At 61.3% G+C, this 24,375-nt stretch carries 21 protein-coding genes; 11 read left to right on the top strand and 10 right to left on the bottom strand.

Features of this window, described 5'->3' with window-relative positions; all coding sequences use genetic code 11:
- Positions 1 to 435: 435 nt before the first annotated feature.
- Positions 436 to 1,305: an N-acetylmuramoyl-L-alanine amidase family protein gene (locus G7A66_RS02145; protein WP_174294057.1), complete on the top strand. Its 870-nt coding sequence runs from the start codon at positions 436 to 438 to the stop codon at positions 1,303 to 1,305.
- 19 nt (positions 1,306 to 1,324) lie between these two features.
- On the opposite strand, the gene G7A66_RS02140 is transcribed toward G7A66_RS02145, so the two are convergent.
- Positions 1,325 to 1,663 (bottom strand): PilZ domain-containing protein, encoded by a 339-nt coding sequence (locus G7A66_RS02140; RefSeq protein WP_174294056.1) that lies wholly within the window; start codon positions 1,661 to 1,663, stop codon positions 1,325 to 1,327.
- Positions 1,664 to 1,779: 116 nt separating this feature from the next.
- Complete coding sequence (gene tyrS / locus G7A66_RS02135; RefSeq protein WP_174294055.1) at positions 1,780 to 3,009, bottom strand: tyrosine--tRNA ligase; 1,230 nt, start codon at positions 3,007 to 3,009, stop codon at positions 1,780 to 1,782.
- Between the two features lie 103 nt (positions 3,010 to 3,112).
- On the opposite strand from tyrS, the gene G7A66_RS02130 reads away from it, so the two are divergent.
- The 3 genes from G7A66_RS02130 to G7A66_RS02120 all read left to right on the top strand — a co-directional run bounded on the left by G7A66_RS02130 (position 3,113) and on the right by G7A66_RS02120 (position 6,292).
- Positions 3,113 to 3,661 carry a DOMON domain-containing protein gene (locus G7A66_RS02130; RefSeq protein WP_174294054.1) on the top strand — a complete coding sequence of 183 codons (549 nt, stop codon included), beginning with the start codon at positions 3,113 to 3,115 and terminating at the stop codon, positions 3,659 to 3,661.
- The gene (locus G7A66_RS02125) at positions 3,658 to 4,875 is read left to right on the top strand and encodes an exo-beta-N-acetylmuramidase NamZ family protein (RefSeq protein WP_174294053.1); all 1,218 of its coding nucleotides are present in this window, start codon (positions 3,658 to 3,660) and stop codon (positions 4,873 to 4,875) included. The genes G7A66_RS02130 and G7A66_RS02125 overlap by 4 nt, the downstream gene beginning before the upstream one ends.
- 109 nt (positions 4,876 to 4,984) lie before the next feature.
- Entirely contained in the window at positions 4,985 to 6,292 is a 1,308-nt protein-coding gene (locus G7A66_RS02120) for a spinster family MFS transporter (RefSeq protein ID WP_174294052.1), read from the top strand.
- Between the two features lie 13 nt (positions 6,293 to 6,305).
- Here G7A66_RS02120 and G7A66_RS02115 read toward each other — a convergent pair whose 3' ends face one another.
- Positions 6,306 to 7,487 carry a vWA domain-containing protein gene (locus G7A66_RS02115; protein WP_174294051.1) on the bottom strand — a complete coding sequence of 394 codons (1,182 nt, stop codon included), beginning with the start codon at positions 7,485 to 7,487 and terminating at the stop codon, positions 6,306 to 6,308.
- A gap of 122 nt (positions 7,488 to 7,609) precedes the next feature.
- Between G7A66_RS02115 and G7A66_RS02110 the strand changes: the two genes are divergently transcribed.
- From G7A66_RS02110 to G7A66_RS02090, 5 genes are all read left to right on the top strand, one after another.
- Entirely contained in the window at positions 7,610 to 9,025 is a 1,416-nt protein-coding gene (locus G7A66_RS02110) for a methyl-accepting chemotaxis protein (RefSeq protein ID WP_232366584.1), read from the top strand.
- A gap of 58 nt (positions 9,026 to 9,083) precedes the next feature.
- Positions 9,084 to 11,609 carry a penicillin-binding protein 1A gene (locus G7A66_RS02105; RefSeq protein WP_174294050.1) on the top strand — a complete coding sequence of 842 codons (2,526 nt, stop codon included), beginning with the start codon at positions 9,084 to 9,086 and terminating at the stop codon, positions 11,607 to 11,609.
- A 98-nt stretch (positions 11,610 to 11,707) separates the two neighbouring features.
- Entirely contained in the window at positions 11,708 to 12,835 is a 1,128-nt protein-coding gene (gene prfB, locus G7A66_RS02100; RefSeq protein WP_174294112.1) for a peptide chain release factor 2, read from the top strand.
- Positions 12,832 to 13,614 (top strand): class I SAM-dependent methyltransferase, encoded by a 783-nt coding sequence (locus G7A66_RS02095; RefSeq protein WP_174294049.1) that lies wholly within the window; start codon positions 12,832 to 12,834, stop codon positions 13,612 to 13,614. The genes prfB and G7A66_RS02095 overlap by 4 nt, the downstream gene beginning before the upstream one ends.
- Entirely contained in the window at positions 13,614 to 15,020 is a 1,407-nt protein-coding gene (locus G7A66_RS02090) for an NAD(P)H-dependent flavin oxidoreductase (RefSeq protein ID WP_174294048.1), read from the top strand. The genes G7A66_RS02095 and G7A66_RS02090 overlap by 1 nt, the downstream gene beginning before the upstream one ends.
- A 45-nt stretch (positions 15,021 to 15,065) precedes the next feature.
- Here G7A66_RS02090 and leuA read toward each other — a convergent pair whose 3' ends face one another.
- The 7 genes from leuA to miaA all read right to left on the bottom strand — a co-directional run bounded on the left by leuA (position 15,066) and on the right by miaA (position 22,554).
- Positions 15,066 to 16,751 carry a 2-isopropylmalate synthase gene (gene leuA / locus G7A66_RS02085; protein WP_174294047.1) on the bottom strand — a complete coding sequence of 562 codons (1,686 nt, stop codon included), beginning with the start codon at positions 16,749 to 16,751 and terminating at the stop codon, positions 15,066 to 15,068.
- A gap of 190 nt (positions 16,752 to 16,941) precedes the next feature.
- A complete protein-coding gene (locus G7A66_RS02080; protein ID WP_174294046.1) occupies positions 16,942 to 17,592 on the bottom strand; it encodes a YceI family protein in 651 nt (216 codons plus the stop codon).
- A gap of 45 nt (positions 17,593 to 17,637) precedes the next feature.
- The gene (locus tag G7A66_RS02075) at positions 17,638 to 18,030 is read right to left on the bottom strand and encodes an I78 family peptidase inhibitor (protein WP_174294045.1); all 393 of its coding nucleotides are present in this window, start codon (positions 18,028 to 18,030) and stop codon (positions 17,638 to 17,640) included.
- Between the two features lie 48 nt (positions 18,031 to 18,078).
- Positions 18,079 to 19,098, bottom strand: coding sequence for a ketol-acid reductoisomerase (gene ilvC / locus G7A66_RS02070; protein WP_174294044.1), 1,020 nt, complete (start codon positions 19,096 to 19,098; stop codon positions 18,079 to 18,081).
- Positions 19,099 to 19,147: 49 nt separating this feature from the next.
- The gene (gene ilvN, locus G7A66_RS02065) at positions 19,148 to 19,663 is read right to left on the bottom strand and encodes an acetolactate synthase small subunit (RefSeq protein WP_174294043.1); all 516 of its coding nucleotides are present in this window, start codon (positions 19,661 to 19,663) and stop codon (positions 19,148 to 19,150) included.
- On the bottom strand, positions 19,663 to 21,432 hold the full coding sequence (gene ilvB, locus G7A66_RS02060; RefSeq protein WP_174294042.1) for a biosynthetic-type acetolactate synthase large subunit: 1,770 nt from the start codon (positions 21,430 to 21,432) through the stop codon (positions 19,663 to 19,665). The genes ilvN and ilvB overlap by 1 nt, the downstream gene beginning before the upstream one ends.
- 168 nt (positions 21,433 to 21,600) lie before the next feature.
- Positions 21,601 to 22,554 (bottom strand): tRNA (adenosine(37)-N6)-dimethylallyltransferase MiaA, encoded by a 954-nt coding sequence (miaA, locus tag G7A66_RS02055; RefSeq protein WP_174294041.1) that lies wholly within the window; start codon positions 22,552 to 22,554, stop codon positions 21,601 to 21,603.
- A 34-nt stretch (positions 22,555 to 22,588) separates the two neighbouring features.
- On the opposite strand from miaA, the gene serB reads away from it, so the two are divergent.
- A complete protein-coding gene (gene serB / locus G7A66_RS02050; protein WP_206675028.1) occupies positions 22,589 to 23,431 on the top strand; it encodes a phosphoserine phosphatase SerB in 843 nt (280 codons plus the stop codon).
- Between the two features lie 61 nt (positions 23,432 to 23,492).
- Positions 23,493 to 24,338 (top strand): Coq4 family protein, encoded by an 846-nt coding sequence (locus tag G7A66_RS02045; RefSeq protein WP_174294039.1) that lies wholly within the window; start codon positions 23,493 to 23,495, stop codon positions 24,336 to 24,338.
- Positions 24,339 to 24,375 lie beyond the last annotated feature (37 nt).

Below are 24,375 nucleotides of genomic sequence, written 5' to 3'. Positions count from 1 at the left end.
TGTGTGTGTTTGCAAACATGGAAACGCCCGCGGCGATTGCCGGGGCGGGCCGGACGGTCTGCACCTGTCCGATTGAATAGCCCTCGATCCCTACCGCAACAGCCCCGCCGCGGCGTGTTGGCCGTGGCATCGGGAGCGGGAAGGGGAGTCTCATATGTCGCATCAACCTGTTCAGTCGCAAGATGGAGCAGGGCCGCATCGTGCAGGCGGGCTGTCTCGCAGAAAACCGGCTGTAGATGGTTGAGACCATCTCATGGCCGGTTAGCGATATTCGCCCGGTATTCTCGTGATTAGCATCGCGCGTGCAATGCGGCAACCTTATTACAGGCGCGCTTGATGCAGGACGGGCTGCCGATGTGCGCAGGGGATGGGATCAAGGCCGCAGATGGCTGCATATTGCGCAAACGGCAGATTACGCCCTAACAGCGTCGTGCGATGACGCTTCGATACCAGCTCTGGCTCCTGTTCCTTGCGCCTGTCCTCCTTCTGGCGATGCTATATGCGTTGGGGCGGACTATAGACGTGCCGCTTCTCGGGCGCGATTACGTCTTGCGGCTGGCCCTGCCGGCAGCAGGCGACCCGGTTAATCTGCCGAAGATTTACGGTCCGCAGGACCGGTCGCGTCCTCTGGTGGTGATCGACGCTGGCCACGGTGGAAAGGATCCAGGGGCCGTTGGTGCTGATTTGCGTGAAAAGGACATAGTCCTGCAACTGGCGACGACGCTGAAGGACCAGTTGGTGCGCGACGGCGGTATTCGCGTGGCCATGACCCGCGAGGATGACCGCCTGCTGGCGCTTGGCGAAAGATCGGAAATTGCGCGGCGGCTGAACGCCGATCTGTTCATTTCGGTCCATGCGGATTCAGCCGGAGAGCAGGACGGGGTCAGCGGTGCCAGCGTCTACACCCTGTCGAACGAGGCTTCGAGCAGGGCGGCAGCGCTTTTCGCCGAGCGCGAGAATGAGGCCGACGTCGTCAACGGCATACGCTTGAGCGGGCGGAGCGACGAGGTAAATGCTATTCTGGTCGAACTGTCGCAGCGGCGCATGCAGTCGGACTCCGCACAATTTGCAGGTCTGGTCCTGCGCGAGGGCGAGGGCACCCTGCAATTTCATCCGCAGGCGCGCCGGTCTGCATCGCTCGCCGTCCTGCGCGCGCCTGACGTGCCATCCGTCCTTTACGAAGCTGGCTTCATCACCAATCCCGAGGATGCTGCAAGGCTCGCTTCCGATGAAGGGCAGGCGCGCTTCGCCGACGCGATGTCCCGCGCTGTGCGGGTCTATTTCGCCCGAAAATCCGGAAATTGAAAAGTCTTGAGCGCTTTGGTCAGCGGCGCTTCCGCAATCGCGGGTTCGGCTGCAGCGTGTCGATCATCTGGATGAAATCGTCGAGCCTGATGATGCGTTCGAATTGGAAGCCCGCCCGAACGTCACGCTGCCAGATGGCATAAGCTTCGATCCGGCCAACAACCGGCAGACGGATGATGACACGATCGCCGCGCGCGATCTGGGCATCATTGTCGATCATGAAGCCGTGAGCCGAAATGTTGCTGATGTGCAACTGCATGTCGCCGGCATCATGATGCTCGGCGATGACCGGGAAATCCACCGGATGACGGGCTGCATTGCGCAGATCGGTAACTGAAAGTTGTGCTCCGACGGTCACTTTGGTGAAACCCTTCCCTGGCTCGATCCGACGACAAGAGGTATGACGCAGAAACACTTAGATACTGTAAACACGCCGCCGAAAACTTAAGGCAAATATCTGATTAACTAAGTTTTTCAGTAGCGGACGAGGCCATGCTTCTTTTTGCCCAGGCTCAGCTTAAGAACCTCGCGATCAGCAGGCTGCACCATGTGCCCGGGATCGGTAACGACAACTTCGTCGATGCGTACCGCGCCTTCCGCAATCTTGCGCTTGGCTTCCTTATTGCTGGCGGTGAAGCCGAGGGCCGTGCAGGCGGCAGCTATGCCGATGCCTTCCGCACCTGCCTCGATCGAGGGCAGGTCTTCGCCGCTGCCGCTGCCTGCAAAGGTTTCCTCCGCCGTACGGCGCGCTGCAAGAGCCGCTTCGGTTCCGCGCACCAGTGCGGTGACTTCATCGGCGAGGACGATTTTGGCATCATTGATGGCGCTGCCCTCCAGCGCCTCCAGTTCAGCAATGCGTTCGAGCGGCAGGTCGGTGAAGAGGCGCAGGAAGCGGCCGACATCGCGGTCATCCGCATTGCGCCAGAACTGCCAGAAATCGTAGGCCGGAAGTTGATCCTCGTTCAGCCAGACGGCTCCCGACGCGGTCTTGCCCATCTTCCGTCCGTCTGCGGTGGTGAGCAGCGGCGTGGTCAGCCCGAACAGTTCGGTCCCGTCCATCCGCCGGCCCAGTTCCACGCCATTAACGATATTGCCCCATTGATCGGAACCGCCCATCTGCAGGCGCGCACCCATGTCATGCGCCAGATGGCGGAAGTCATAGCCCTGCAGGATCATGTAATTGAATTCCAGGAACGTCATCGGCTGTTCGCGGTCAAGCCGAAGGCGCACGGAATCGAAGGTCAGCATACGGTTTACGGTGAAATGCGTGCCGACCTTCTGCAGCATCTCGATATAGCCGAGTTCTCCCAGCCAATCCTGATTGTTGACCATGACGGCATCGGTCGGGCCATCGCCGAAGGTGAGTAATTTCTCATAGACCGTTCGAATCGAGGCGATGTTGGCGTCGATATCCTGATCGCTCAACATGTTGCGGCTTTCGTCGCGGCCAGTCGGGTCGCCGATCCGGGTCGTGCCGCCGCCCATCAGGACGATGGGCTTGTGCCCCGTCTGCTGAAGGCGTCTCAGCATCATGATCTGCACGAGGCTTCCGACATGCAGCGAGCGCGCGGTTGCATCGAAGCCGATATAGGCGGGCACCACCTGCCGCGCCGCCAGTTCATCGAGGCTGCCGGCATCTGTCGCCTGGTGGATGTATCCGCGCTGGTCTAGCACGCGCATAAGGTCGGATGCAAATTCGGTCATGCAGCAGGCGGCTAGCAGCGAAGGCCGGTTTGGCAAGATTTTTTGCCATTCGGACGAGGGTGTCTCTTGCGCTGTCCTAACTTGTGCGGGCAGGGGTCGAGGGATGTCGCAATTGATCGCCCATCCCGCTTCCCCGCCAGTCTGCATAGCATCGGTCGAGGCACGCATTACCGGAATGACGCCGAACTGGCTGTCTCTGCGGTGGAAGGTCACGCCTGGTGGAACGCTCAGATTGCCACCTTTCGCCGGGCGCCGGCGCAGGGATGAATTATGGCGCACCACCTGCTTCGAACTGTTCGTCAGGCCGGACGGCGAAGAGGCATATTCGGAGTTCAACCTGTCACCTTCCGAAGCCTGGGCCGCCTATGATTTCGATAGCTATAGAGCCGGCATGCACGAAAGGGAGGTAGATCAGGCGCCGGTCTGTTCCCTGCGGAATGGATCGTCCTTCACCCTGTTTGACGCGCACATCCCCGCAGAAGCAATTCCCGCAGGGCCGAGCACCATCGGCCTGAACGCGGTGCTGGAGGAGTATTGCGGCACCAAAAGTTTCTGGGCGCTTGCTCATCCCGACCCTTCGAGCCAACCCGATCCCGATTTCCACGATGCGGCTTGCTTCGCCGGCAGGCTTGCGGCACCTGATGGCCGATGAAAACCGGACTAGATCGCCTGCTCGCCGACCATTCACTCCTGAACCAATTGAAGGGCAAGAGGGTTGCACTGGTAGCGCATCCCGCATCTGTGACCCGCAATCTCGTCCATTCGCTCGACGCGCTTGTCGGAGCAGGGGTCAACATCACCTCGGCCTTCGGTCCGCAGCATGGGCTGAAGGGCGACAAGCAGGACAATATGGTCGAAACTGCGGATGAGGTGGACGCGGTTTACGGCATCCCGATCTTCAGCCTGTATGGCGAGGTGCGGCGGCCGACCCCCGCCATGATGGACACTGCCGATGTGTTCCTGTTCGATCTGCAGGATCTCGGCTGCCGGATATATACCTTCGTCACCACACTCCTTTACCTGCTCGAGGCAGCGGCGGAGCGGGGCAAGACGGTCTGGGTGCTGGACCGCCCCAATCCGGCTGGTCGCCCGGTCGAAGGGACGCTGCTGGTGCCGGGGCAGGAAAGCTTCGTCGGCGCTGCGCCGATGCCGATGCGCCACGGTCTGACCATGGGCGAGATGGGCCGCTGGTTCGTCGAACAGTTCGATCTCGATCTGGATTACAGCGTGGTCGAGATGGAGGGCTGGCAGCCGAACCAAGGCGAGGAAGATGCGGCGGGCGCCGGATGGGGATGGCCTTCGGACCGGATCTGGATCAATCCCAGCCCGAATGCCGCCGCGCTCAACATGGCCCGCGCCTATGCAGGCACTGTCATGCTGGAGGGCACGAATCTTAGCGAAGGGCGCGGCACCACGCGTCCGCTGGAAGTTCTGTTCGGCGCACCCGACCTCGACGCTGGCGCCATTCACAAGCTGATGCGGAAGATTGCGCCCGAATGGCTGAGCGGCTGCGCCCTGCGCGAATGCTGGTTCGAACCGACATTTCACAAGCATGCGGGGAAATTGTGCAGCGGGTTGATGATCCATGCCGAGGGGCCGTTCTACGACAACGATATGTTCAAGCCGTGGCGGCTGCAGGCCCTCGCTTTCAAGGCGATCCGCACTCTGCATCCCGGCTACGATCTGTGGCGTGATTTCCCTTACGAATATGAAATGGACCGGCTCGCCATCGACGTCATCAATGGCGGTCCGTCCTTGCGCGCCTGGGTCGATGACGACAGCGCCGGTCCGGACCATCTGGACGGACAGGCCACCGCTGACGAAGCAGCATGGGTCGAGATGGTGAGGGGTCACCTGCTCTATTGAACAAATTGGCGGCAATTGACGCAGCACGGTTGACCTCGGGGCGAAAGGCAGGAACACCCTTGTGAAAGAAGGAGCGGCAACAGCAGATTGCCGCCCTCGAGGAGAGAAGATGGCTTTGAACGCACCCCCGGCAACCGGCCTGATTGCGCCCGGCAAAGTGGAACGGGAGAGTTCGGTCCGCGCGGTCCTGTGGATCCTGCTGATCGTCTATATCCTGAATTTTCTCGACCGGCAGATTGTCAACATCCTTGCGGAGCCGATCGCCCTCGAACTGGGCCTCAGCGACACGCAAATTGGGCTGATGACGGGCCTGGCCTTCGCCTTGCTCTACTCCATTCTCGGGCTGCCGCTGGCGCGTTACGCCGACAAGCCGACTACCAACCGGCCGCGATTGATTGCCGTCGCTCTGGCGGTCTGGTCGGCGATGACGGCGCTGTGTGGCCTGGCGCAGAACTTCACGCAGATGCTGCTCGCGCGTGTCGGTGTGGGTGTGGGGGAGGCTGGCTGTACGCCGGCCGCTCATTCTCTCATCAGCGACATCGTGCCAAAGGAACGCCGCAGTTCCGCCCTCGCATTCTACGCACTCGGCATTCCGATCGGAACCGTGCTGGGCATGGTGATCGGCGGCATCCTGGCCGATCTGGTAGGCTGGCGCGCAGCCTTCCTCTTCGTCGGTCTGCCGGGTGTCGCGCTGGCATTGGTCGTCTGGTTCGTGCTGAAGGACCCGCGCCGCGGCGCTGCGATGCGTGCCATGCCGGAACGGCAGCGGCTTTCCAGCAAGGAGGCGCTGTCCGCCATTTTCGGGTCGAAGGCGATGATCTTCCTGCTGATCGCCGGGTCTTCGGCGGCGTTTCTCAGCTACGGCAAGATCACCTGGGCGACGATCTTCTTCCAGCGCACCCACGGCCTCAGCCCCGGACAGGTCGGCCTCTATTTCGGGCTGGTCAATGGCGCGGCTGGTATCTTCGGTACGTGGCTGGGCGGTTATCTTGCCGACCGTTACGGGGCGCAGAACCGGCGGCATGTTCTGACTGCCCCCGCCATCGGCATGGCTGTCGCTGCGCCGATGCTGGTGCTCGCCTATGCGGTGAGCCAGTGGCAGCTGGCGCTCGCCATCCTGTTCATCCCGACGATCCTGACGGCGCTGTATTACGGCCCGACCTATTCCTCGGTGCAGGGGCTGGTCAGTCCGTCGGCCCGCGCAATGGCGGCGGCGGTGCTGCTGTTCTTCCAGAATTTGATCGGCCTCGGTCTGGGGCCGACATTCTTCGGCATCCTGTCCGATGTCCTGAAGCCCGCCTACGGAGACGACAGCGTACGTTACGTGCTCTACATAGCCTCGGCCATGAGCCTCGTGCCGGCGTTCTTCTTCTGGCGCTGCAGCCTGCGACTGAACGAGGAACTCGACCGCGAATGAAGCGGGGTCGGGTTCAACCCTGCTTGCGGCTCAACTCGCGCATGGCATCGTCGAGCCCGTCCAGCGTCAGGGGATACATGCGGTCATTCACCAGCTCGCGCAGCATCCGCGTGCTCTGCGAATAGCCCCACTGCTTCTCAGGCACGGGATTGATCCAGACGGTTGCGGGATAGGTGTTGGTCACCCGCTTCATCCAGGTGGCTCCGGCTTCCTCGTTCATATGTTCGACGCTACCACCCTGATGCGTAATTTCGTAGGGGCTCATCGCAGCATCGCCGACGAACACGACCTTGTAGTCATGCCCGAACTTGTGCAGCACGTCCCAGGTCTTCGTGCGGTCTTGCCAGCGGCGGGAATTATCCTTCCAGACGCCCTCGTACAGGCAATTGTGAAAGTAGAAGAATTCGAGATTCTTGAACTCGGCGGTGGCGGCGCTGAACAGTTCCTCCACCAGCTTGACGAAGGGATCCATCGACCCACCGACGTCCAGGAATAGCAGCAGCTTGACCGCATTGCGCCGTTCGGGCCGCATGTGAATGTCCAGCCAGCCCTGTTTCGCCGTGCCCTTGATGGTGGCGTCGAGGTCGAGCTGATCGGCAGCACCTTCGCGCGCGAAACGGCGCAGGCGGCGCAGCGCCATCTTGATGTTGCGAGTGCCGAGTTCCTTCGTATTGTCCAGATTGCGGAATTCGCGCTTTTCCCAGACCTTCACCGCCCGCTTGTTGCGGCTTTCCCCGCCGATCCGCACGCCTTCGGGATTGTAGCCGGAATGGCCGAAAGGCGACGTTCCGCCGGTGCCGATCCACTTGTTGCCGCCCTCGTGTCGTTCCTTCTGTTCCTCGAGCCGCTTCTTCAGCGTGTCCATGATCTCGTCCCAGTCGCCCAGCGACTTGATCTCGGCCATCTCCTCTTCCGAGAAGAACTTCTCGGCGACTGCTTTCAGCCAGTCCTCGGGAATCTCGACCGGGTTCTGCCCGTAATCGCTTATGATCCCCTTGAAGACGCGGTTGAACACCTGATCGAAGCGGTCGAGCAGCCCTTCGTCCTTCACGAAAGTGGCCCGGCTCAGGTAATAGAAGGCTTCGGGCGTCTGTTCGATCACGTCGCGGTCGAGCGCCTCGAGCAGCGTGAGATGTTCCTTGAAGGAAGCCGATATGCCGGCTGCGCGCAGCTCGTCTACGAAATCGAAAAACATGGCGCAGGTATCTATCGCGTAAGGCACGTCTTCGCCAGCGCGGAAATGTGCGCAGGATTAAACCGCTGGTAACCATGGCACCGTAAACCGGCCTGAACATCAGGTGGGGGGCCGCTGCGGCGATGAAGTACGAACAAATGGAAGTTTTGGGTCTTGGCGGCGCGGGGCACGGGGCGATCGACCTCATTCCCGAAAGCTGCGGCAAGGTCACGGTGGGCGCATCCAACGTTGCCGGCATCGTCGAAAGCGTGATCCAGTCATCCGAACGATTGCGCGCAGAACATGCCGAACTGCAGGAAACCGTCGCGGCGCTCGAGGCCGACCAGCAGAAGGTTTCCGAAGCCAGCGACGAAGCCCGTCTGTTATCGGAAAAAGCAATCGAACGACTGGGCGAGGGCACTACGCTGATCCGGTCCTCTCTTGGTCAGATCAACGGCTTGCTCGAACTTGTCGACACACTCACGCACCATGTCACCGGCTTCGCAGCGGCGATGGACCAGGTGCGCCGCTGTTCGCAGGATATCGATCAGATTGCGGAAACCACCAACATTCTGGCCCTGAACGCCACCATTGAGGCGATGCGGGCAGGGGATGCGGGGCGGACCTTCGCCGTCGTCGCGAACGAGGTTAAGGTCCTCGCTGGTAACACCCGAACCGCGACCGAGGAAATTGCCCGCACCATCGACACGCTGGGCGGCGAGGCCGAGCAGGTCATCGCGCGAATCGAGAGCGGCGCGCAGGCGAGTGGAGCGGCCAAGGAATCGGTCGCACGCATCGAAAATACCATCGCCGGCGTCAGCGAGCTGGTGGAGGAAGTCGATCGCCAGAACGACCAGATTGCCCGTGCGACCGGCACAATCAGCGGACATGTCGGGCGCGTGCAAAGCGTGCTGGACAATTTCGACCGTGCTGCCGTGAAGAATGAAACCAAGCTACAGGACGCCAATCGCCAGATCGGCAGCCTTGAGATGACGGCCAACGAGATGTTCGACGGCATTGTCCAGGCAGGCCTCTCGCCTATCGACGGAGCCATGGTGCAAAAGGCGCTGCAGGCCGCTGCGGAAGCGGCTGCGCTCGCAGAAGCCGCGGTGAAGGACGGATCGCTGGATCTCGCCGCGCTATTCGACACCGATTACCGGCTGATTGAGGGCAGTAACCCACCGCGCTACAGCACGCGGGCAATGGAATGGACCGATCGCAACTGGCGGCCGCTGCTGGACCGGATGAAATCATCGGATCCGCAGATCATGGCTGCAGCCTGCACCGACAAGAACGGGTACCTGCCCACTCACGTGACGGAGTTCTCCCGTAGGCCCACGGGCGAGGTCGGACATGACACGCAATACTGTCGGAATGGCCGCATCATTTTCGCGCCGGTCGACCGGAAGGCAAAAGCCAGCGATGCACCTTACATGATGGCGGTCTACAGGCAGGAAGGGGACGGGCTGACATACCAGGTTGTTCGCAACGTTTACGTCCCCATGATAATTGCCGGGCAACGCTGGGGCGATTTCGAGATCGGCTACATCATCGACTGAAAAACCAGCTTTGTTCTGGCAACAGCAAGGTAGCGCATGCTAAGGGCTGCCGCTGATCATGGCCGAACAATCCAGAGACAGCATCACATATCGTATACGCCGCGACGCGAGCGGGGTTGCGCAATTCTTCAAACGTAACTGGCGCGAACGTCGCTGGTTCCGCTGGGGATTTATCCTTGGCGTGCTCGGCCTTGTTTCGCTGATCGCGCTGTGGATCGCGCTATCCCGCGGAATGCCCGATGCCGAAACGCTGCTCGATTACGAACCGCCGCTGCCGACGGTCGTGCGCGGCATCGACGGGGAAATCGTGCATTCCTACGCGCGTGAACGCCGGGTGCAGCTGCAATATGCCGACTTCCCGCAGACCCTGATCGAATCCTATCTGGCGGCGGAGGACAAGACCTTCTTCAGCCACGGCGGTGTCGACGTGACCGGCCTTGCCGGCGCGGTCGTCGATTACGCCAGCAAGATGGGAACCGGCCAGCGCGCCAAGGGGGGGTCGACGATCACGCAGCAGGTCGCCAAGAACATTCTGGTTGGCGACGAATATTCCATTACGCGCAAGCTGAAGGAAATGATGCTGGCGATGAAGATCGAGGACGTGCTGACGAAGCGCCAGATTCTCGAGCTTTACCTCAACGAAATACCTCTCGGCCGCCGCAGCTTCGGCGTGCAGGCAGCCAGCCGTGCCTATTTCGACAAGGATATCGGCGATCTGGAATTACACGAGATGGCTTTCCTCGCGATCTTGCCGAAGGCACCGGAGCGCTATGGCCGGGCCAAGAACGAGCAACTCGCGCTTGCCCGCCGCAATTTCGTGCTCGACCAGATGGCCGTGAACGATTTCGTCACGGAAAGCGAGGCGGCCCGCGCCAAGGCGCAGCCGCTGGGGCTGGAGCCGCAGAAATCGCAGACCGCCAGTGCCGATGCGGGCTACTTCCTCGAAGAAGTTCGCCGCCAATTGATCGACGAGTTCGGCGAGACTGCCGATGACGGCAAGAACAGCGTCTATTCGGGCGGCTTGTGGGTGAGGACGTCGCTCGATACCGAAATGCAGGATGCGGCGCGCGATTCCCTTCGTGCAGGAATGCTGCGTTACCACAATGGCAAGGGCTTCCGTGGGCCGGTCGCGACGCTGGATGCCGATGCGGGCAACCTCGCGTCCCAGCTGGCGAGTTCAAACCTCGGCATCAATTACGAGAATTGGCGCATTGGCGTCATAAACCAGGCAGGCGCTTCCCCGCGCATCCTGTTCACCGATGGCGAGGATTACGCGCTGTCCCGTGCGGCGGATTCGCTCAAGGTCGGCGATGTCGTGGCCGCCTCCCCAGCTGGCGATGGATACCGGCTGGAGTATCTTCCGGAAGTGTCCGGCGGCTTCGTCGCTTCGGATCCGCAGACGGGGCGCGTTCTGGCGATGCAGGGCGGTTTCGACAGCCGCCTCGGCAGCTTCAACCGTGCAACGCAGGCGCAGCGCCAGCCGGGTTCGACCATCAAGCCCTTCGTCTATGCGGCCGGACTCGATCATGGCATGACGCCTGCCAGCCAGGTTCCGGACCAGACGTTCTGCTACTATCAGGGCGCCAACCTTGGCGACAAATGCTTCCGTAACTTCGGCGGCGGCGGCGGCGGCGTACATACGATGCGCTGGGGGCTGGAGCAGAGCCGTAATCTGATGACCGTGCACATCGCCATGGAAGCAGGCATGGATAATGTCACCCGTATGTTCGAGCGGGTCGGCATCGGCAAATACGAAAACTATCCTGCTTTCGCATTGGGTGCGGGCGACACCACGGTGTTGAAGATGGTGAATGCTTATGCGGCGCTGGCAAATCAGGGCCGCCAGCATAACCCCAGCGTCATCGATTATGTGCAGGACCGGCGCGGGAAGGTCATCTACCGAGCCGACAAGCGGGAATGCACCGGGTGCAATATGGCGGAATACGACGGTCAGCCGATGCCCCGCCTGCCCCGGAGCGGGCGTCAGGTCATGGACCCGCGTACCGCCTTCCAGACCGTTCACATGTTGCGCGGCGTGGTGACGCGCGGTACTGCCGTTCGCCTGCGCGATCTCGATCTGCCGTTGTTCGGCAAGACGGGCACGACGACCGGACCGACCAACGCATGGTTCGTCGGCGGGTCGCCCGACATAGTTGCGGGAACTTATCTTGGCTTCGATCAACCGCGCGACATGGGCGGTTATGTACAGGGCGGCAACACCGCCGCTCCGATCTTCAAGCAATTCGTCACCGATACGCGGGATCGCTGGACCGACGAGCCCTTCGTCGCGCCCGCCGGTGTCCGCATGGTCCGGATCGATCGCCGCAGCGGGAAAAAGGTTTTTGGCGCCACTCCCACCGACGAGCCGCAGGCCGCGGTGATCTGGGAAGCCTTCAAGCCTGACACCGAACCGCCACGCGCCACGCGCCAGGATGCCATCGCAGCACGCCGGAACGAGATTCTCGAACTCATCCGCCAGGCCAATCGGTCGACCGTGCGAAGCACCAGCCGGACGCAGAGTCGGAGCGCGCCGGCACCCCAGCAGGCGGAAAGCTTCGTGGAAGAGCAGGGCGGCATCTACTGAACCTATTCCCGGCGCTGCCCCACGCAGCGACGGCAAACCTTTGCCAAGCTTGCCCGGCTTCGCTAGGCGTGGCGCAAATTCTACGCGGAGAAGAAGCCATGCGTGCCGAGGGGCAGGCCCACATCGACCGAATTGACGCTGCCCTGCAGCTGGTGCGCCAGTCGCTGGATTGGGAGCGCGCATTGCGGCGCCTCGACGAATTGAACGCGCGGGTCGAGGACCCGACCTTGTGGGATGACCCGAAGGAAGCGGAAAACGTCATGCGTGAACGCCGCCGGCTGGAAAGCGCCATCGGCACTGTTCGCGAGATCACCAGTGAGAAGAACGACGCCGTCGAATTCATCGAGATGGGTGAGGCCGAAGGCGACGACGAGATCGTGGGTGACGGGCTCGCCAGCCTTGAACGTCTTGCCGAACGCGCCGACGCCGATAAGGTTCAGGCGCTGCTTGCAGGCGAGGCCGACGCCAACGATACCTATGTCGAAATCCACGCTGGCGCTGGCGGCACGGAAAGCCAGGATTGGGCAGAGATGCTGCAGCGGATGTATACCCGCTGGGCCGAGCGCAAGGGGTTCAAGGTAGAACTCGTCGATTATCATTCGGGCGAACAGGCAGGCATCAAATCCGCCACGCTGCTGGTGAAGGGCGAAAACGCCTATGGCTATGCAAAGACAGAAAGCGGGGTTCACCGCCTCGTCCGCATCAGCCCGTATGATTCGTCGGCCCGGCGGCACACGAGCTTTTCCAGCGTCTGGGTCTATCCCGTCATTGACGACGACATCGATATCGAGATCAACGAGGGCGATCTGAAGATTGACACCTATCGCGCCAGCGGCGCCGGTGGGCAGCACGTGAACACGACCGATTCTGCTGTTCGCATCACTCATCAGCCGAGCGGGATCGTCGTTGCCAGTCAGAACGACCGGAGCCAGCACAAGAACCGCGCCACCGCGATGAACATGCTGAAAGCGCGATTGTTCGAGAAGGAAATGGCGGAGCGCGAAGCGATCGCTTCGGGCGAATATGCCGAAAAGACGGAGATTGGCTGGGGGCACCAGATCCGCTCCTATGTCCTGCAGCCCTATCAGATGGTGAAGGATCTGCGCACCGGAGTGACCAGCCCCACGCCCGACGACGTGCTGGATGGCGCTTTGGACCCCTTCATTTCAGCCGCGCTGGCCCAGCGTGTCACAGGTGAAACGGTCGAGGTCGAGGACGTCGAATGAGGACACGCGGCGCTATTTGCGCAGCCGCGCTGCTGGCGTCGGGAATGCTCCTGACCGGCTGCGAGCGTGTGGATGGCGAACGGCCTGAGAGCGCGCTGGAATTCCCGCAACCGGACAGGCCTGTTTCCGGCCTCGGCAGCAACCAGTTCTCCACCGAGACGCAGCGCGACAGCCGCGGCGAGGCTGCGAAGGTGATGGACTTCGCCGAGATCGAGCCGGGAATGACCGTCGCCGACATCGGCGCGGGCAATGGCTATTACACCGTTCGTCTGGCAGAACGCGTTGGAACAGAGGGCAGGGTGCTTGCCCAGGATATCGACCGCGACGCGCTGGAGCGGCTCGGGTCGCGGGTCGAACGTGAGCGCCTGGACAATGTCTCGATCAAGCCGGGCGACGCTGACGATCCGAGATTGCCGGAAGACAGTTTCGATCGTATCTTCCTGGTGCACATGTATCACGAGGTCAGCGAACCTTACGCTTTCCTCTGGCGCCTGTGGCCGGCGCTTGCCGAAGGCGGGCAGGTCGTTGTCGTCGATGTTGACCGGCCGATCGATCAGCACGGAATTAATCCCCTGCTGCTGCTGTGCGAATTCAAGCAGGTCGGTTTTGAACTCGTCGCCTTCCGCGATGCGCCGGAACTGGCAGGATATTATGCGCAATTCAAGGCGGCCGACAAGCGGCCTGCGCCGTCTGCAATCGAACCGTGCCGCAGCGATCAGCCTGGCGGCAGCGAAGGCCGCAAGTCGGCATCATTACCGAAGATGAAAGTGAAGACATAATGGCATTCAAGGGTCTCGAACCGATCTCCTATGGCGGGCGCGAAGTGTGGCCGCTGATAGAGGGCGGCAAGGGTGTGTCTGCCACCAACAGCGAGAGCAGCGGCGCATGGGCGGCTGCAGGCGGTATTGGCACCGTCAGCGCGGTCAATGCCGACAGCTACGATGCGGAAGGCAAGATCGTCCCGCAGGTCTACGATGCACTCACACGCAAGGAGCGCCACGAACAGCTCATCCGCTATGCCATCGACGGTGCGACGGAGCAGGTGAAGCGCGCGCATGATATTGCCGGTGGCAAAGGCGCCATCAACATCAATGTACTGTGGGAAATGGGCGGCGCGCAGGAAGTGCTGGAAGGCACGCTCGCCAACACGAAGGGGCTGGTAACCGGCGTCACCTGCGGCGCGGGCATGCCTTACAAACTGGCGGAGATCGCCGCGCGTCACGATGTGCACTACCTCCCTATCATCAGTTCGGCCCGCGCTTTCCGCGCCCTGTGGAAGCGCAGCTACCACAAGGTCGCCGACCTGATGGCCGCAGTGGTCTATGAAGATCCCTGGCTCGCCGGCGGGCATAACGGCCTGTCCAATGCCGAGGACCCGCTGAAGCCGGAGGATCCCTATCCGCGCGTCGCCGCCCTGCGCGACACGATGCGCAAGGAAGGGGTATCGGAAGACGTGCCAATCGTCATGGCAGGCGGTGTCTGGTTCCTGCGCGAATGGGAAAACTGGATCGACAATCCCGAACTGGGAAAAATCGCTTTCCAGTTCGGCACCCGGCCTCTGCTAACCGAAGAAAGCCCGATTCCGCAGGGCTGGAAAGACGCCTTGCGCGATATCGAACCGGGCGACGTGCTCCTTCACCAGTTTTCACCGACCGGTTTCTATTCCAGTGCGGTTAAGAACGATTTCCTCTACGATCTGATCCACCGCAGCGAACGCCAGATCGGCTACAGCAAGGTCGAGGATGGCGACCGCCGCGTGCAACTGGATGCGGGCGTGCGGGGCAAGAACTTCTGGGTGACGGAAGAGGACCGTGCAAAAGCCCGTGAATGGGTAGCTGCCGGTTACACCGAAGGGCTGAAAACGCCTGAGGAAACCGTCGTTTTCGTGACGCCGGAAAGCCGCGATATCATTCGCAAGGATCAGGCCGATTGCATGGGATGTCTGTCGCATTGTGCGTTCTCCTCGTGGAAGGATCACGACAATTACACGACCGGCCGTCTTGCTGACCCGCGCAGCTTCTGCATTCAGAAAACCTTGCAGGACATCGCGCATGGCGGACCCGTGGAGGAGAACCTGATGTTTGCAGGCCACGCGGCTTACCGGTTTCGTGAGGACCCGTTCTATTCCAACAAGTTCACACCAAGTGTGAAGCAGTTGGTGGACAGGATCCTGACAGGCGACTAAATTTACGGTGGAAGCAGGCCCTCCCCTAGGCCCGCCTGCTCCTGATCAATCGACTGCGGCGAGGATGCTGTTCGCCGCGCTCAGCACGGCACGTATGCTGGCAGTCGCGATATTCTCATCGATGCCGCACCCCCAGACGGTGCGTCCGTCCGCGGCGCGGCATTCGAGATAAGCGGCTGCCTTGGCCTCGCGCCCCGAACCGAGTGCGTGTTCGGTATAGTCGATTATTTCGAGGCTGATGTCGAAGGCCGCCTCCATCGTAGCGACTACTGAAGAAATCAGGCCATTGCCCCGGCCGGAAACACGCTGCTGTTCACCTGCAACGGCAACTGTGCCCGCGAAAATCGCCGATCCGTCGGACCCGCGGGTTTCTTCATAATCGACAAGTTGCACAAGCTTTTCGCTCGTCCTGATGAAATAGGTGTCGCAAAACGCCTGCCAGATGTCATCGGCTGTGAGTTCGCGTCCGAGCGTATCGGCAAGCTTCTGAACGGAACGGGAGAAATCGGCCTGCATCTTCTTGGGCAGTTTCAAACCCCGATCCTGCTCCAGCACCCAGGCGAAACCGCCTTTGCCGCTTTGTGAATTGACGCGAATGATCGCCTCGTAAGTGCGGCCCAGATCGGCGGGATCAATCGGCAGGTAAGGAACGCGCCAGAGTGCGCCGTTCTGGGTGTCGCGCGCCGCGAAGCCCTTCTTGATGGCGTCCTGATGGCTGCCGGAAAATGCCGTGAACACGAGCTCCCCGCCATAGGGGTGGCGCGCATCAACGGGCAACTGATTACAAAATTCGACGGTGCGGATCACCCGGTCGATGTCCGAAAAATCGAGTCCAGGGTCGACGCCTTGCGTGTACAAATTGAGAGCAACAGTGACGAGGCAGCAATTGCCGGTGCGCTCGCCATTGCCGAACAGACAGCCTTCCACCCGGTCGGCACCGGCCATCAGACCGAGTTCCGCCGCCGCTACTCCGGTGCCCCGATCATTATGCGTGTGGAGGCTGATGATTGCATTTTCGCGGTTCGGTAAGTTGCGGATGAAAAATTCGATCTGATCGGCGTAAATATTGGGCGTTGCCGCCTCCACCGTCGCCGGCAGGTTCAGGATAATGGGGTGTTCGGCGGTGGGAGCCAGAACATCCATGACCGCTTCGCAGACCTCGAGGCTGAAATCGAGTTCGGCTGTCGAGAACGTCTCGGGCGAATACTGAAAATGCCATTGTGTGTCGGGCCGCCGGGCGGCTTCATCCCGCATCACCTTGGCGCCTGCGACGGCGATATCCTTCACCTCTTCGCGGCTCATTCGAAAAACGATGTCGCGCCAGGCGGGGGACACCGCATTATAGAGATGCACGATGGCCGAATGCGCGCCATCAAGGCTGTCGAAGCTGGTGCGGATCAGGTCTTCACGGGATTGGGTAAGGACTTGCACGGTGACATCGTCCGGTATGCGGCCTGACCTGACGAGGCCCGAGATGAAATTGAACTCCGTCGATCCTGCACTGGGAAAACCGACCTCGATCTCCTTCACGCCGATATCGACGAGCAAGTCGAAGAAGCGGTTCTTCTTCATCGCGTCCATGGGGTCGACAATTGCCTGATTGCCATCCCGCAGATCGGTCGAAAGCCAGCGAGGCGCAGCAGTGATCGTCCGTGTCGGCCACTGGCGCCCGGGCAAGTCTATGGTCGGAAAAGGCCGGTACTTGCCGGTCGCTCGCTGCATCATGGTCATGGACAAGAAAACTCGTATCGGGAAGGGCGCTGTCTTCGAATTTCACCCCTGAGCGCAAGCGCGCCGTGTGGGGCGCGTCAGGCTACGCCCAGGGGCGCATAAGTCGAAGCAGAAGCGATCCGTTACGTGTCATGCCACCTTTCATTGCGTAATATTGCGCAGATAGCAAGCATGGCGTGTCAAACAGATCCTACCGCGCTTTCTCGAAAGCGGCGGTGAGGTTCAGTTCGACTTCATCGGAGACGACCGGAATACCAAAGTCGATCCCGTAGTCCGACCGCTTGATCATCGATGTTCCCTCGAAGCCGATGGTTTCCCGCTGATTCATCGGATTGGCACCGGCGCCGGTGAACTCGGCCAGGATCGTCACCGGGTTTGTCACGCCATTGAGCGTCAGATCACCGAGGATGGTCGCGTTCCGCCCGTCGCCATGCGGCACGACGCGAGTGGACACGAACCGGGCCGGTGCGGGGGACGCGCCGAAGAAGTCCGGTTCTGCGCCATCCTCCCCGGGACGCAGCAGGTGATCGCGCAGTCCTTCACTGGCGACGGTCACCGCTGTGATCGGGATCGTGACGTCTACTTGGGCGGAGGACAGATTGGCGGGATCGATCGTCAGTGAACCCTCGACATCTCCGAACAGGCCGAAATAGTCGTTGAAGCCGAAATGGTTGACCCGCCAGCCGACGAGCGTGTGGCCGGAATCCACCTCATAGGTTCCGCCGGACACGCGAGAAGGGTCCACTTGGCCGGGAAGCGCACTCGATTGCTGCGCATTGAGCCCGACAGCGCCTGCGGACAGGGCGAGTGCCGCCAGACTGGTGCTGATGATTCTGTTCATAATGTGCTCCGATCAATTGGTATCAGGATATCCGGCTCAAATTTATTATCCGCATCGAGTGCTTGTTATGGCGCCCCTAGCGTCAAGCATGACATTCAGACGATCCGGATCCAGATCGTCCGTCGTGGCTTCACCGGGCCCGACCCAGCGGACCGTCGTCACTGGCGCCACTTCGGACAGCAGGCGCCCGCGCGTTTCCGCATCGGCCATCTCGCCGACGAAGACCTGGGCAATGTCCGCATTGCAATTGCTGCGCTCCGCAGGGTCAGGAGCCACTTCGGGGAGCTGCCGTTCGGAATCGGGGTAAGGCACCGCCGCCGGCTGATCGGCACGCGCGGCGATCACGTCGGTGGGCGGAACATCCTCGGCCTCGGTCGTATCGCCGCATCCTCCCAGCATCAGGGCAGTGGCCACCGCCGCCATGGTCATCTTGTGCATGTTGCTACCTTTTCTCCGCCTTCCCATGGTCAACTCTGCCGCGGCCATTCAGTTGCGTTCCTTGTCCACCAGCTTGTTGGCGGTGATCCACGGCATCATCGCGCGAAGATCAGCGCCCGTCTTTTCGATGGGATGCGCGCTCTGCAATTTTCGCCGCGCTTTCATTTCAGGGTTGCCCATGCGGTTGTCGGTGATGAAGCGCTGGACGAACTTGCCGGTCTGAATATCATCGAGCACGCGCTTCATCTCGGCCTTGGTCTCATCCGTAATGATGCGCGGTCCGGTGTGGTAGTCGCCATATTCCGCCGTGTTGCTGATGGAGTAACGCATGTTGGCAATGCCGCCTTCATAGAGCAGATCGACGATCAGCTTGGTTTCGTGTAGACATTCGAAGTAAGCCATCTCCGGAGCGTAGCCCGCTTCCACCAATGTCTCGAAGCCTGCCATGATGAGGTGGGTGATGCCGCCGCACAGGACCGCCTGTTCGCCGAAGAGATCGGTTTCGCACTCTTCCTTGAAGTTGGTTTCGATGATCCCCGATCGGCCGCCGCCGACACCGCTGGCATAAGCGAGCGCAATGTCATGGGCATTGCCGCTCGCATCCTGATCGATGGCGATCAGGCAGGGTACGCCGCCACCGCGCTGATATTCGCTGCGCACCGTGTGGCCCGGGCCTTTGGGTGCGATCATGATGACGTCGATGTCGTCTGTCGGTTCAATCAGGCCGAAGTGGACGTTGAGGCCATGCGCGAAAGCGAGGGCTGCTCCGGGCTTCATGTGGCCCTTCAGATCGTCGTTCCAGATCTGCGCCTGGTTCTCGTCCGGAGCCAGCATCATGATGATGTCGGCCCATTCGGCTGCCTGCCTGTTGGTCATGACAGTGAAGCCGGCATCCTCGGCCTTCCTGGCCGTGCCGCTTCCTTCACGAAGGGCGATCGCAACCTCTGCCACACCGGAATCGCGCAAATTCTGCGCATGGGCGTGGCCCTGGCTGCCATAGCCGAGCACCACGATCTTCTTGTCGGCAATCAGGTTGAGATCGCAATCGGCGTCGTAATAGACTTTCATTATTCCCCTTTCCCTGCGCCCGCGACGGCAAGCGCTGAGTGCTTGAATTTCAGAACTTTTCCTTGCCGCGCATCATGCCCACTATGCCGGTGCGGCCGATCTCGACCAAACCAAGTTCCCGCATGAGAGCAACGAAGCTGTCGATTTTCGCAGGTGCTCCGGTCAGTTCGAAGATGAAGCTCGTCCTCGTCGTATCCACTGCGCGCGCCCGGAATATGTCGGCGAGGCGCAGTGCCTCGACCCGCTTTTCACCTTCGCCGGTCACCTTGATCAAGGCAAGCTCCCTTTCGACATGCGGGCCTTCCTCCGTCAGGTCGACGACATTGTGAACGGGCACCAATCGTTCGAGCTGGGCACGTATCTGGTCGATGACAGGCGGCGGACCCTTGGTGACGATGGTGACCCGGCTTATCGCGTGATCTTCGCTGATATCGGCCACGGTCAGGCTGTCGATATTGTAGCCGCGCGCCGTGAACATGCCGGCGATCCGGGCCAGGATACCAGCTTCATTGTCGACCGTGACGATCAGGACGTGGCGTTCGGAAGTCTGCGGCTGAATGTGCATCAGACCAGCGCCTTCGCTGCATCGTCCAGATTGGCCGCGATCTCGTCGCCATACATCAGCATGTCGGTATGCGCTGCGCCGCTGGGGATCATCGGATAGCAATTGGCGTCCTTCGACACGCGGCAATCCACCAGCACCGGCCCGTCATGCGCCAGCATCGCATCGATCCCGGCATCGAGGTCGCTCTCGTCGTGAATGCGTATGCCTTTCCAGCCATAGGCTTCAGCCAAAGCCACGAAGTCTGGCAGGCTGTCCGAATAGGAATTGGAATAGCGGCTCTCATAGGTCAGTTCCTGCCACTGGCGAACCATGCCCATGAATTCGTTGTTGAGAATGAACAGCTTGATCGGCAGCCGGTACTGGCTGGCGGTGCCCAGTTCCTGGATGTTCATCTGGATGCTCGCCTCGCCCGCGATGTCGATGACCAGCGCGTCGGGGTTGCCAAGCTGCGCGCCGATCGCGGCGGGAAGGCCATATCCCATCGTGCCCAATCCGCCGCTGGTGAGCCACTTGTTGGGTGCGAAGAAGTGGAAATATTGCGCCGCCCACATCTGGTGCTGGCCGACCTCTGTCGTGATGATCGGGTCGAGGTGCCGGGATTTCTCGAAAAGGCGCGTGACCGCTTTTTGCGGCATCAGCATGTCGCCATCTTCGGGAAAGGCGAGGCAATGGCGCGCGCGCCACCCGGCGATACGCGCCTTCCATTCGGTAAGGTCCTGCGGCTTCGCATCGCCCCAGCTTTGGACAAGTTGCTCCAGAACTTCGGCGCAATCGCCGATTACCGGAAGGTCGACAGGCACGGTCTTGTTGATGGAGGCCCGGTCGATGTCGATATGGATCTTGGTCGAAGCGGGCGAAAACGCCTCCAGGCGGCCCGTCACCCGGTCGTCGAAGCGCGCGCCGATGCAGACCATCAGGTCGCACCGGTTCATCGCCATGTTCGCCTCATACGTGCCGTGCATCCCCAGCATGCCGAGCCAGTCGGCATGGTCGGCAGGGAAGGCACCGAGTCCCATGAGCGTCGAGGTCACGGGCGCTCCGGTCAGGGCCTGCAGCTGGCGCAGCAGGTGGCTGGCGCGCGGCCCGGAATTGATCACCCCGCCACCGGTGTAGAATACAGGAGCCTCGGCCTTCGCCAGCAGTTCCACCGCACGGGCGATCGCCTCGTCGCTTCCGCGGGTCTGCGGAGCATAGTGCCGGGTAGAGGGCAGCGGCTTGGAATCGCCTGACGCTGCTTCGCCGTCTGCGGGCAAGAACGCGGTGGCGATCTGCACGTCTTTCGGGATGTCGACCAGGACAGGCCCAGGGCGACCGCTGGTGGCGATCCGAAAGGCTTCCTCGATCGTCGCGGCCAGATCGGCCGGATCTTTCACGAGGTAATTGTGCTTCGTGCAATGGCGAGTGATGCCGACGGTATCCGCCTCCTGAAAAGCGTCGCTGCCGATCAGCGCCGTCGGAACCTGGCCCGTTATGATCACCAGCGGGATGGAATCCATATAGGCATCGGCAATACCTGTAACCGCATTGGTCGCGCCCGGACCCGATGTAACCAGGACGACGCCGGGGCGACCGGTGGAACGGGCATATCCTTCGGCTGCATGGGCGGCGCCAGCTTCGTGCCGCGCAAGAATGTGCCGCAGCCGCTTGTCTTCGTAGAGTTCGTCATAGATGGGAAGCACCGCGCCGCCCGGATACCCGAAGACGAGGGTCACGCCTTGCCGCACCAGGCTCTCGACCAGAATGGACGCTCCGCTTCGTTCCTCGTTCAACTCGATCCCTTTCGGTGTTCCGCGTTGTGCCGTGCCCCGTAAACCCGGCTTGTTATTTGGCCCGATACGCGGGGGAACGTACCGGGCCGGAAATGTATGTTGCAACCGGCGTTCGTTTGGCCGGTGAGTAGCTTACCTACTGGTTACAATATTGCAGGTCAAGCATCGTTACAGCAACAAAGTTTCTCTTAAGGCGGCGAGCAGGTCCTGCCTGCTGGTGCATCGCGGCCAGCCTTCGGGCGGTTGCTGGCGGAACCATGTATACTGCCGCTTCGCATAATTTCTCGTGGCCTGCTGCCCCTTTGCAATCATTTCCGCCTCTCCGATCTCGGCGTTCAGGAAGGCGGTAATTTCTGGGACCCCGATAGCCCGCCTGACCGGCAGCGAAGGATCAAGATCGCGTGCGAGCAGCGCCCGCACTTCCTCCACAGCGCCCCGATCGACCATGATGCGGAAGCGATTATTACAGCGCTCGTAAATGTCGTCACGCGGCGGCAGCAAGAGCGCTGCGTGCAGCGAAACATCGCCGCCGATGCCGCCGGTCTTCTCCTTCTGCCATTCGGAAATGGGGCGACCCGTTGCCCGCACGACTTCAAGCGCGCGCATGGTTCGCCCCGTATCACGCGGCGCCAGCCGTTCGGCGGCCTCTGCGTCTTCTCTCTCAAGAGCCAGGCGAGCCTCGGCGCCCGTCAAGACGCGCACCTGCTCCCTGATCTCTGACGGGATGGGCGGAACGGGAGCGATCCCGTCGAGCAGCACCCGCAGGTACATGCCGGTTCCGCCGCAAAGTATGGGGATAATTCCTTCGCCATGCAGGCGAGCAATCTCCAGTTTCGCTGCGTCGGCCCAGTCTGCGGCGGAGCAGGCGGTGGCCCCGTTCCATGCACCGTAGAGTAGATGCTCAACGCCGCGCATGTCCTGCGGTTTGGGTCGTGCGCTGATGATCTGCAGGTCACTGTAGACCTGCGCGCTGTCGGCGTTGATCACCGCCGCTCGTTTGCCAGCCTGGCTCAGCGCCAGCGCAAGCTCCACGGCTGAATCGCTCTTGCCGCTTGCGGTCGGCCCTGCAATGAGCGCCAGCGGCCGTTTCGCTTCATTTTCAGGAGAATATTCTTTGCCCATCGCACGGTTGATAGCAGACCCGCTGACATTGGAAATGCGCCTGGACCGTGCCAGCGCAGCCTTGTCGGATGCCGGCATGCCGGTCGCCGTGGCGCAGATGCTGGATTTTCATGGCGGCGTTCTGCAGATCGCCTTGCCCCACGGCGATCCGGCCAAATTTCGTGCCATATTGGACACGCACTTCGCTCCGGCCGATCTGCTGGTTTCGGCCGAAGATATTCGCGAGCCGCAATTATTCGTCTCCGACATGGATTCGACGATGATCGGGCAGGAATGCATCGACGAACTGGCGGATTTCGCCGGTTTGAAAAAGCAGGTTTCCGCAATCACCGAACGTGCGATGCAGGGGGAACTCGATTTCGAATCCGCTCTGAAGGAACGCGTCGCCTTGCTGGAAGGCCTGGATGAAGAAGCGATCCGGCAGTGTCTGGACGAACGCATCGCGGCGACACCCGGCGCCCGTACCCTGGTGGCGACGCTGAAGTCCAGGGGGTGCCAGACGGTACTGGTTACCGGCGGGTTTCACCACTTCGCCGACCCGATCGCAGAGAAACTGGGATTTCACCGAGTGGTGGGCAACCGCCTAGGCATACGGGACGGCAGGCTGACGGGTACGCTGGACGGAGCCATCGTTGACGGGGCGACGAAACAGCGCATCCTGATCGAGGAAATGGAGCGCCTCGGGCCCGAAGCGGTGAGCATGGCTGCGGGCGATGGTGCGAATGACGTGCGCATGATCAAGGCTGCGACCTACGGCATCGCCTATCGCGCCAAGCCAACTCTGCGCGAGAAGGCTGACGGCTGGATCGACCGGGGCGACTGCACATCGATCCTGAAGCTGCTGCAGATCCCTCGCGAGGAATGGGTCAGCGGTTGACGAGACTCGCATGCGGCGACATTCATGTTATATTGACATGAATGTTAGTAACGGATGCGTCATGACCGAAAACACCGCCATTCACGACAGCCCTGCCGCCAATGCGGAATGCGCGCGCGACGGCACTCTGCTGGTTCATCCTGACCGGCCGAAGCTGCGCAAGCGCCCGTTGAAGGCGCTGCACCACTTCCGCGAATTGCTGAAGGACAAGGAAAACACGGCGCATGTCTTCCATATCTTCGAAGCCTTGCCCTCCAGCAAGTTCATGCCGGCAGCGCGTGCCTTCACGCTGAGCGAACATGGCGAGAGGATGCGGATGCGCGAAGGTAATCTGCCGGCGCTGCTCGACGATCACGATGCCTTGCGGCAGATGCCGAAGGGCAGCGTTGCCGATGCCTATGTTACTTTCATGGAGCGCGAGGGACTGAGCGCGGCGGGACTGGTTGCCGAGGCTGACAAGTGCCGCGGCGATCGCCCGCGCTATGGCGATCTTGCGGAGTGGTATGGCGACCGGCGGCGGGACACGCATGATCTGCTGCACATCCTCACAGGTTACGGCCGCGATGCTCTGGGGGAGCAATGTGTGCTGGCCTTTACCTATGAACAGAATGGCGGAAAGGCTAATCTGTTCATCGCCTATGCCGGTGCACTGAACATGCGTGGACAGGTCGAAAGCGACGCGCCGGTTCTGAAGGCTGTGCGCGAAGCGCAGCTTGCCGGGCGCAAATGCCCCCGCATCGCCGACCTTTCGATCATGGAACTGCTGGCGAAACCGCTGGAAGAAGCGCGGCGTGAACTGAACATCGACCCGCCTGTCCGGTACCGTGAATGCCACCGCATCTGGCAGGGTGAGAACATCGATCCCTACGATCTGCTGGGCAGGGAAGCGGCGAAGAAGGCGGCCTGACCTGATGGCAGAGCGGCCGTAACACGCTTAGAGCCGC

The organism is Alteripontixanthobacter muriae (assembly GCF_013336795.1).
Taxonomy (GTDB): domain Bacteria; phylum Pseudomonadota; class Alphaproteobacteria; order Sphingomonadales; family Sphingomonadaceae; genus Pseudopontixanthobacter; species Pseudopontixanthobacter muriae.
The sequence above is the reverse complement of the archived record's forward strand: the minus strand, read 5'-3'. Positions and strand labels throughout refer to the sequence as shown.

Coding starts and splice junctions, on each gene's coding strand:
- G7A66_RS02145 (WP_174294057.1), top strand. CDS start 436: ATGACGCTTCGATACCAGCTCTGGCTCCTGTTCCTTGCGCCTGTCCTC.
- tyrS (WP_174294055.1), bottom strand. CDS start 3,009: ATGACCGAATTTGCATCCGACCTTATGCGCGTGCTAGACCAGCGCGGA.
- G7A66_RS02130 (WP_174294054.1), top strand. CDS start 3,113: ATGTCGCAATTGATCGCCCATCCCGCTTCCCCGCCAGTCTGCATAGCA.
- G7A66_RS02125 (WP_174294053.1), top strand. CDS start 3,658: ATGAAAACCGGACTAGATCGCCTGCTCGCCGACCATTCACTCCTGAAC.
- G7A66_RS02120 (WP_174294052.1), top strand. CDS start 4,985: ATGGCTTTGAACGCACCCCCGGCAACCGGCCTGATTGCGCCCGGCAAA.
- G7A66_RS02115 (WP_174294051.1), bottom strand. CDS start 7,487: ATGTTTTTCGATTTCGTAGACGAGCTGCGCGCAGCCGGCATATCGGCT.
- G7A66_RS02110 (WP_232366584.1), top strand. CDS start 7,610: ATGAAGTACGAACAAATGGAAGTTTTGGGTCTTGGCGGCGCGGGGCAC.
- G7A66_RS02105 (WP_174294050.1), top strand. CDS start 9,084: ATGGCCGAACAATCCAGAGACAGCATCACATATCGTATACGCCGCGAC.
- prfB (WP_174294112.1), top strand. CDS start 11,708: ATGCGTGCCGAGGGGCAGGCCCACATCGACCGAATTGACGCTGCCCTG.
- G7A66_RS02095 (WP_174294049.1), top strand. CDS start 12,832: ATGAGGACACGCGGCGCTATTTGCGCAGCCGCGCTGCTGGCGTCGGGA.
- G7A66_RS02090 (WP_174294048.1), top strand. CDS start 13,614: ATGGCATTCAAGGGTCTCGAACCGATCTCCTATGGCGGGCGCGAAGTG.
- leuA (WP_174294047.1), bottom strand. CDS start 16,751: ATGACCATGATGCAGCGAGCGACCGGCAAGTACCGGCCTTTTCCGACC.
- G7A66_RS02080 (WP_174294046.1), bottom strand. CDS start 17,592: ATGAACAGAATCATCAGCACCAGTCTGGCGGCACTCGCCCTGTCCGCA.
- G7A66_RS02075 (WP_174294045.1), bottom strand. CDS start 18,030: ATGCACAAGATGACCATGGCGGCGGTGGCCACTGCCCTGATGCTGGGA.
- ilvC (WP_174294044.1), bottom strand. CDS start 19,098: ATGAAAGTCTATTACGACGCCGATTGCGATCTCAACCTGATTGCCGAC.
- ilvN (WP_174294043.1), bottom strand. CDS start 19,663: ATGCACATTCAGCCGCAGACTTCCGAACGCCACGTCCTGATCGTCACG.
- miaA (WP_174294041.1), bottom strand. CDS start 22,554: ATGGGCAAAGAATATTCTCCTGAAAATGAAGCGAAACGGCCGCTGGCG.
- serB (WP_206675028.1), top strand. CDS start 22,589: ATGCGCCTGGACCGTGCCAGCGCAGCCTTGTCGGATGCCGGCATGCCG.
- G7A66_RS02045 (WP_174294039.1), top strand. CDS start 23,493: ATGACCGAAAACACCGCCATTCACGACAGCCCTGCCGCCAATGCGGAA.